Source organism: Streptomyces himastatinicus ATCC 53653 (assembly GCF_000158915.1).
Taxonomy (GTDB): domain Bacteria; phylum Actinomycetota; class Actinomycetes; order Streptomycetales; family Streptomycetaceae; genus Streptomyces; species Streptomyces himastatinicus.
In genome coordinates, this window is sequence record NZ_GG657754.1 from 7814750 (window position 1) to 7821074 (window position 6325).

Here is a 6325-nt window from a genome sequence, read left to right on the forward strand (position 1 = left end):
GCGCCTCGTCGTCCAGCTCGGTGAGCCGTACGATCCGGGCCACGGCCTTGCGCGAGGTCTGGGAGTCGTCCGGCAGGACGCCGAAGTCCCAGGCGGTGTCGACCAGTTCGTGCCAGGCCGCCAGGATCCGGTCGGCGGCGTCCTGTTCGGTGCGCCCGCCGGAGCCGTCGAGTCTGCGGGCCCGGACCCGCCGCCGCCACAGCATGGGCAGCAGCGGCACCACGAGCACCAGCAGCGCCAGCGAACTCCAGCTGGTGACCGTGGACACCGACAACCCGCCGTCCGAGGAGCCGTCACCGGGCTGCGGGACGGCGGCCGCTTCGCAGCCGCCCTGCTTCCGCAGCTCCGGTGCGCAGCTGTCCGAGGCGGACGGCGCGGCCGTCGGCTCGGAGCTGGTGCTCGGCTGGGACGACGGCTCGTCGGGGACCTCGCCCGACGGCGTCTGCTCCATCGTGTAGTCGGGCTGGGTGCCGCGGCTCGGGGTGGGCTCGAAGCGGGTCCAGCCGACGCCCTCGAAGTACAGCTCGGGCCAGGCGTGGGCGTCCTTCAGCCCGACCGACACCGAACCGTCCGCCTGCGAGGTGCCGGGGGTGAACCCGACGGCAACCCGCGCCGGTATGCCCAGCGTCCGGGCCATCGCCGCCATGGAGAAGGAGAAGTGGACGCAGAAGCCCGCCTTCTGCTTGAGGAACTTCGCGATCGCGTTCGAACCGCTGCCGGACTGCACCTCGGTGTCGTACCGGAAGCCCCCGTTCACCGCGAACCAGTCCTGGAGCTTGACCGCCTTCTGGTACGCGTTGGACGCGCCCGAGGTCACCTCGCGCGCGGTCCGGGAGACCACGGGCGGCAGCGAGTCCGGCACCTCGGTGTACTCGCGCAGCAGCCGCGGGTTCGGCGGCGGGGCGGAGGCCAGCTGGTCGGCGGTCGGCTCCACCATCAGGCTGGTGACCCGGTAGCGGGCGCCGCGGGTGGTCTGGCCGCGGTCGCCGACCAGCGTGCGGCCCTCGGGTTCGTACCGCCAGCGCCCGTCGATCTGCACCTTGTCGGCCGGGTAGGGGAGCGGCAGCCAGTTCTGCGCGTACCACTCGGCGGCCGAGATGGTGGTGTCCACGGAGGTGGTCCGGACCGCGGGGCCGAGACCGGTCGGCGCCGGCAGTCGGCCCGGTACGTCGGTGACGTGCCGCTCGGACGACTTCCACGAGGCGCCGTCGAACTTGTCGAGCGCCACGATCCGCAGATACATGTCCTGGGTGGTCTGCGAGGAGGTGCGGTACCGCAGCACCTCCCTGTTCTCCGGCTGGTTCAGGCTGTCCTGGAGCGACACCAGCGGATTCACCGCCGAGATGGTGCCTCCGCCGCTGCCCGGCCCGCCGCCGTTGCCCTGCCGGTCCAGCAGCCCGCCGTCCAGGGACGGCAGCACCGCGGGCACCGCGACCGCGATGCCCAGCGCCAGCACGCCGATCCGGTGGCCTGCCCGGACCGGGGCCGCCGCCGGGCCGCCCCCGGCCCCGGCCAGTCCCGAGGCCGGCATGCCCGCCGCGCGCGGGGCGCCGCCGCTGAAGACGCGGCCCCACTGGGAGAGCCGGTCCCGGCCCTCGGCCAGGAGCAGCAGCAGATAGCCGGCCGCCGCGACCAGGAACCAGATCCAGTCGCTTCCGTCGTCCGACAGGCCCGCCGCGACCGAGTACAGCGCCAGCAGTGGCAGCCCGGCGGGGGCCGCGCTGCGGTAGGTCACCGCGAGCGCGTCGACCACCAGACCTATCAGCAGCACCCCGCCGACCAGCAGCAGCCGGATGCCGTCAGTGACCGGCGCCGGGGTCGCGTACTGCCCGACGTCGCTGGTGCCCTCGCGCAGCAGGAGCGCGAACTCATGGAGGGCCTGCGGGCTCGGCAGTACCCCGGCGATCGCCTGCCCGGGCGCGAAGACGGCCGTGAGCAGCAGCAGCATCACCACGGCCTGCCCCGCCACCGTCAGCGGACGGGCCAGCGGCACCCGGCGGGCGGCCACGCCCGCGGCGCTCTGGACCGCCAGCAACAGGGCGGCCTGTAGCAGCCAGCCGGCCGGATTCACCAGCGGCAGCAGCGCGCACGCGGCCGCGGCCGTGGCCAACGCCGCGCAGATCGCCAGCCGAACGCTCCCACTCATCCCCAGCTCCCTGTCATGCCGCCGACGACCCGAGGTCCGGTGTCGGCCCGGGTGGCGCCCTGCCCGTCGGCCTGCCGCCACAGATCCGCCAGCGAGGCGCCCGGGGCGACCGGCAGCGCCGTCCACCCCGCCTCGCGCAGTCGGCGCAGCGCGTCCTCCAGCTCTTCCGGACCGGCCGGTTCCACGCCCCGCGACCAGGCATGGCCGTCCATGACGAATGCCACCGCCGCCGTGGCGCGGTGCCGCATCCGCGCGACGAGCGCGGCCTGCTCCTCGTCCAGATCGCCGAGGAAGGCCACCAGCAGGCCCTCGCCCCCGCCGCCCAGCACGTCGTACGCGAGGGAGAGCCCGTCCTCGTCGGAGTGGTCCACCACCGCGAGGGTGTCCAGCATCAGCCCGGCCGTCTCCGCGGAGTCATGCGTGGAACCGGTGAATCCGCCTCCGCCGTCCGGGCCGGGCACCGAGCTTCCGGTGTCGGTCAGCAGCCGGACCGCATAGCCCCGCTCCAGCAGGTGCACCGAGGCCGAGGCCGCGCCGCACACCGCCCATTCGAAGGGGGAGTCGGGCCCCGCGCCCTCGTAGGCGATGCCCCGGGTGTCCAGCAGCACCGTGCAGTGGGCGCGCTGCGGCTGCTCCTCCCGGCGCACCATCAGCTCTCCGTAGCGCGCGGTGGACCGCCAGTGCACCCGGCGCAGGTCGTCGCCGTGGCGATAGCCGCGCGGGATCACATCGTCCTCACCGGCCAGGGCCAGCGAGCGGTGCCGCCCGTCCCCGTACCCCGCGGCCTCGCCGGTCAGCCGCACCGCGGGCAGCGGCTCGACCCGGGGCACCACGGTGAGCGTGTCGTAGGCGCTGAAGGCGCGGGTCAGCTCGCACATTCCGAACGGGTCGTTCAGCCGCAGCTGGAGCGGGCCCAGCGGATAGCGGCCGCGCAGATCGGAGCGGACCCGGTAGGACACCTCGCGGCGGCCGCCCGGCTCCACCCGGTCCAGGACGAAGCGGGGGCGCGGCCCCAGCACGTACGGCACCCGGTCCTGGAGCATGAGCAGCCCGGTGGGCAGCCGCGAGACGTTGTCCATGCGCAGGTGCACCCGGGCCTCGGAGCCCGACGGGACCCGCGCGGGCGCAAGCCGCCGGCTGCCCGCCACCCGGTACCGGGTGCGGTAGACCACGGCCACGCACACCAGGGGCAGCGCCGCCAGCAGCAGCCCCACCCGCAGCAGATCGGCCTGGCCCAGCACATAGCTGCACACCGCGGCGGCGACCCCGGCGGCCAGGAAGGAACGGCCGCGGGTGGTCAGCCCGGCCAGCGCCGCCCGGATGGTGCCCCGGTCCTCCCCGCTTCCGGCGCCCCCGGGGCCCGCGCCCGTCCCCCCTGTGGTCATCACAGCCTCCGTGCGCCCGGCTGCTGCCCGTAGTCGACCGGGGGCATGGGGGGCACCGGGTGGCACCGGTCCGCCGCCCCGCTGCGACGAGGTGGGCAGCGGGGTGTGCTGGAGGATGTCGCCGACGACCTGCTCCGCGGTGCGCCGGGTTCAGCTGGGCCTGGGCGGTGGGCAGCAGCCGGTGGGCCAGCACGGGGACGGCGAGCGACTGCACGTCGTCGGGGAGGGCGAAGTCACGCCCGGGCCAGCGCGGCCGACGCCTTGGCGGCCCGCAGCAGGTGCAGGGTGGCCCTGGGGGAGGCGCCCAGCCGCAGATCGGGGTGGTTGCGGGTGGCGGACACCAGGTCCACCGCATACCGCCGGATGGCCTCGGCGACGTGCACCGAGCGCACCGCCTCGACCAGCTTGACGATCTCGTGGGCGTGCGCGACCGGCCGCATGTCGTCCAGCGGGGAGACCCCGCCGTGCACGTCCAGCATCTCCAGCTCCGCCTGCGGGCTGGGGTAGCCGATGGAGACGCGCGCCATGAAGCGGTCGCGCTGCGCCTCGGGCAGCGGATAGGTGCCCTCCATCTCGACCGGGTTCTGGGTGGCCACCACCATGAAGGGGCCGGGCAGTTCGTAGCTCTTCCCGTCGATGGTGACCTGGCGCTCTTCCATCGATTCAAGGAGCGCGGACTGGGTCTTGGGGGAGGCGCGGTTGATCTCGTCGCCGATGACGATCTGGGCGAAGATCGCACCCGGCTTGAATTCGAATTCCTTGCGCTGCTGGTCGTAGATGCTCACCCCGGTGATGTCCGACGGCAGCAGGTCGGGGGTGAACTGGATACGGCGCACCGAGCAGTCGATGGACCGCGCGAGCGCCTTGGCGAGCATGGTCTTGCCGACGCCCGGGACATCCTCGATCAGCAGATGTCCCTCGGCGAGCAGTACGGTCAGCGAAAGCCGTACGACCTCGGGCTTGCCCTCGATCACACCCTCCACCGACCGGCGGACCCGCTCCGCTGTGGTGGTCAGATCGCTGAGGCTCGCTCGTTCGTCATAGGTCGTCACCCGGCCCTCCTCGGCCCGTTCTCAGGGCCGACTGTCCGACCAAGGACGGACCGGCCCACCGCAAACGCTGTCACCGTCCCCCGCGGGGTTGCGGGGGACGATGTCATCTACGCATTCTTGCGGTCTTCGCCGTCTCGCGTCACTCGGCTGTGGATAACCCGGGGTTATTTGTCACGCTTGTACGAGTTCGGGCTGAAAATCTCCTCAGCTGCGCGGCTCGACCTCGCGCAGCAGACCGGTCGTCACATCGAAGATGAAGCCCCGCACATCGTCCCGGTGCAGCAGGAACGGCGAGGTGCGGACGCGCTCCATCGACTGGCGCACATCGGCGTCCAGGTCCTTGAACGCCTCGACCGCCCACGACGGCCGCTGGCCCACTTCCTCCTCCAGCTCGTGCCGGAAGTCCTCGGTGAGGTTCAGCAGGCCGCAGCCCGTGTGGTGGATCAGCACGACGCTGCGGGTGCCCAGCGCGCGCTGGCTGATGGTCAGGGAGCGGATGATGTCGTCGGTGACCACACCGCCCGCGTTACGAATGGTGTGGCAGTCGCCCAGCTCCAGGCCGAGCGCCTCGTGCAGATCGAGGCGTGCGTCCATGCAGGCGACGATGGCCACGTGCTGCACGGGGCGCGCGTCCATCCCGGGGTCGGTGAACCCGGCGGCGTACTGGCGGTTGGCCTCGACGAGGCGGTCGGTGACCGAACCGGCGGTGCCGGCGGCGCTGTCGGAGGGCTGGGGCAACGGCTGCGACGCTGATATCGACATGGCTATGACCCTAAGCCCACCAGGGGATTTTGTCTTTTCTTTAGGTTACGCAAACGAGGGCATCGGGTGCTCCGAAGGGGTGATTGTGAGCCACTTCACGCCCCCGTGCGCCCTTGTCCGGCGCCCTCGGGTGCGGCCATTCCGCTCCCGTCCACTCCGTCGGCGGGGCGCGCTGGCCGGTTGGTTGACCGAAGGGACGAGTGGACTAAAGTGGCGCGAAGTGGGAGGCGTGACGCTCCCCTTGGATCCCGGAAATTTTCGCGTGAGCGCGGTGCGTACGTACCCCTCGGCCTCCTCCCGCTCCGGTCGCCTGACGTCACTTCCCCGGCGCCAGTCGGCCGCTTCCCCTTCAGAGCGGGTGGGGACCCGGCGGTGCGTACCCGCCACGCCCGACCCTCAGAAGGGCGCACGAGCAGCGCAATGAGCAGCAACGCTCTCCACGTTCCCGTCATGCTTCAGCGCTGCCTGGACATGCTGGCCCCCGCCCTCGCCGAACCCGGCGCGGTGGTGGTCGACTGCACGCTCGGCCTCGGGGGGCACAGCGAGGCGCTGCTGCGCAGCTTCCCCGCCGCCCGGCTCGTCGCCCTCGACCGCGACCGCGACGCGCTCCGGCTGGCCGGTGAGCGGCTGGCCCCCTACGGCGACCGGGCGACCCTGGTGCACGCCGTCTACGACGAGCTGCCCGAGGTCCTGGACCGGCTCGGGGTGCCGCGCGTCCAGGGCGTCCTGTTCGACCTCGGCGTCTCCTCCATGCAGCTGGACGAGGCCGGGCGCGGCTTCGCCTACGCGCAGGACGCCCCGCTGGACATGCGGATGGACCAGTCGACGGGCATCAGCGCCGCCGAGGTGCTGAACACCTACCCGCCCGGCGACCTGGTGCGCATCCTGCGGACGTACGGCGAGGAGAAGTTCGCCAAGAAGATCGTGGACGCGGTGGTCAAGGAGCGCGCCAAGGAGCCGTTCAGCAACAGCGCCCGGCT

At 72.7% G+C, this 6325-nt stretch carries 4 protein-coding genes and 1 pseudogene; 1 reads left to right on the top strand and 4 read right to left on the bottom strand.

The window, feature by feature from the left end; genetic code table 11:
• The 4 genes and pseudogenes from SSOG_RS33250 to SSOG_RS33265 form a co-directional block, all read right to left on the bottom strand.
• Positions 1–2146: transglutaminase TgpA family protein (locus SSOG_RS33250; protein ID WP_009718650.1), on the bottom strand; the 2146-nt coding region annotated here is incomplete at its 3' end.
• The gene (locus SSOG_RS33255; RefSeq protein ID WP_009718651.1) at positions 2143–3531 is read right to left on the bottom strand and encodes a DUF58 domain-containing protein; all 1389 of its coding nucleotides are present in this window, start codon (positions 3529–3531) and stop codon (positions 2143–2145) included. The genes SSOG_RS33255 and SSOG_RS33250, both read right to left, overlap by 4 nt.
• Positions 3531–4583: pseudogene (locus SSOG_RS33260) on the bottom strand (AAA family ATPase). The gene SSOG_RS33255 and the pseudogene SSOG_RS33260 overlap by 1 nt, the downstream one beginning before the upstream one ends.
• A gap of 204 nt (positions 4584–4787) precedes the next feature.
• A complete protein-coding gene (locus SSOG_RS33265) occupies positions 4788–5345 on the bottom strand; it encodes a beta-class carbonic anhydrase (protein WP_039939277.1) in 558 nt (185 codons plus the stop codon).
• Between the two features lie 420 nt (positions 5346–5765).
• Here SSOG_RS33265 and rsmH point away from each other — a divergent pair.
• Positions 5766–6325: 16S rRNA (cytosine(1402)-N(4))-methyltransferase RsmH (gene rsmH / locus SSOG_RS33270; protein WP_039942114.1), on the top strand; the 560-nt coding region annotated here is incomplete at its 3' end.

What these genes read in the sequence shown, in the direction of transcription:
- SSOG_RS33255 (WP_009718651.1), bottom strand. Translation starts at nt 3,531, where the DNA reads ATGACCACAGGGGGGACGGGCGCGGGCCCCGGGGGCGCCGGAAGCGGG.
- SSOG_RS33265 (WP_039939277.1), bottom strand. Translation starts at nt 5,345, where the DNA reads ATGTCGATATCAGCGTCGCAGCCGTTGCCCCAGCCCTCCGACAGCGCC.